The 1788-nt window shown below is 25.8% G+C and carries 2 protein-coding genes; both read right to left on the minus strand.

Translation table 11 applies throughout. The features are described 5' to 3' along the window. Positions 1-165: 165 nt before the first annotated feature. Positions 166-1296, minus strand: coding sequence for an amidase domain-containing protein (locus GBZ86_RS15540; RefSeq protein WP_152892168.1), 1131 nt, complete (start codon positions 1294-1296; stop codon positions 166-168). Between the two features lie 45 nt (positions 1297-1341). Next, on the minus strand, positions 1342-1788 hold a 447-nt coding region (locus tag GBZ86_RS17445; RefSeq protein WP_170272291.1), incomplete at its 5' end, for a hypothetical protein.

Genomic DNA, 1788 nt, shown 5'->3' on the forward strand with positions numbered 1-1788 from the left:
GACCCCTTTAAGGGGTAGTTAGTGAAAAAAATGCGGTTGGCAGACCGTTCAAAGTGCGAGTAGCACAGCCAGTAATATGCCCTTATAGGGCTAGAGCAAACCACCCGTTTTACGGGTGGTTATGATTAAATAATAAAAACAAATTAATATTGTTAATATAAAGTTTTAGTTAGAATACCCAGTTAAATGAAGCCAACGCTTAGCACCAGGATAACTAGTTAAGGCCCTATTAAATGCATTAGATGTACGAGCAGCTACTGTAGTAGAATTCATATTTCCGTTTGTATGATAGACTATTGAAACAGAATGAGTATATTTACCATCTGAATTGGAATCTATTTGAACTACGTCACCAACAGCAGCATTGTATACACTTCCATTTTGAGCTTGTGGACCTGTGGATTTATTATATAAAAGATAATCATCTAAGTTTTCTACTCCTGTCCAAGAAGGAGATTTATTGTTGCTACTTTTATAGTACCATTGCTGACTTTGAGAACCACTAAGATCATATGGGGCTCCACCAGCTTTAATAATTTGGGACACGAAGTTAGTACAATCCCCACCAAGAGAGGTATAGTCATAATAATTTGGATTTGGATTATTATAATGTTTTTTAGCATAATTATACATTGCATTTCTATTAAAGCTATAAGCCTTAGAATTTTTATCTAAATTGATTTCTGACTCTAAATCGTTATCTGGTTTATTTAGAGATTCATTCATTAAATTTTTTTCATTTTCAATTATTTTTGTTTCATTTTTTATAAAGTTATCTATGTCAATACTTCTATTTTTATTAATATCAAGTGTATTCATACTTTTATCCCACTCATCATTAGAAATAGAATCTATAATTGACCATTGACCATTTATATTTTCAAGTGTAATAAAATAATCAATTGTTTCAAAGGTAGGCTCATCAATATGTTTATAATTATAAGTTTTATTCAATGATATGCTAACATAAGCCTTATCATCGTCTATATCTATAGAATTATATTTATAATTATGATTATATTCATTTACATTTAAATTAAAAGTAGTATTTCTTTTATTAACAATTGAAATTTTTTTGGATATATAATCTTCAAATTCATTATTACTAATAAGATCTTCTAAAACAATAATTTTTTTTGTATCATTTTTTAAAGTTATATCATCATAAGTAATCAAATATTCTTCAACTTTATTTTGTAATAAAGTCTCTGTTTTTTGTTCATTTGCAAGAACAGGAAGAGAAATACTAGCGGATGTAGATAATGCTAATATTAATGATAAAATTTTCTTTTTCATACTTTTTACTCCTTTAAACTTTAATATAAAAAATATAGATTAATATTAATTATAAAAATAATCTATATTAAAAATTTTCCATGTACCATTGTTATTGTATAAGCTAAAAATAGCGTTTACATTATTTTCTCCATTTGTTAATGAGCCAATAGGCACAAAATCATCATTAAAGGATATGTTATAATCAACATTTAAAATTACTTTATCTTTATCGGATGTATAATTGACTTTTTGTTCTTGTATATCATTTATTTCTAAATTTGTTATTTTGTTGAAGAATATTTCTTTTGTTTCGTCTTTGAAATATAAGGTTGGAATTAAAAGTGTGTTAAGATTCTCTAAATCTCCATTTTTATAATAATAAAAAAAATCTTCTATTGTTTTTAAATAAGGTTGTGAAGTATTATTTGAAAATTTTTCATTATTATAATTTACTTTATAAATAAAGGCACACGTTAAAAAAAGTAGTATTACGATTATAAGCTTGTACTT

The sequence above is a fragment of the Clostridium tarantellae genome, from assembly GCF_009295725.1.
Lineage (GTDB): Bacteria > Bacillota > Clostridia > Clostridiales > Clostridiaceae > Sarcina > Sarcina tarantellae.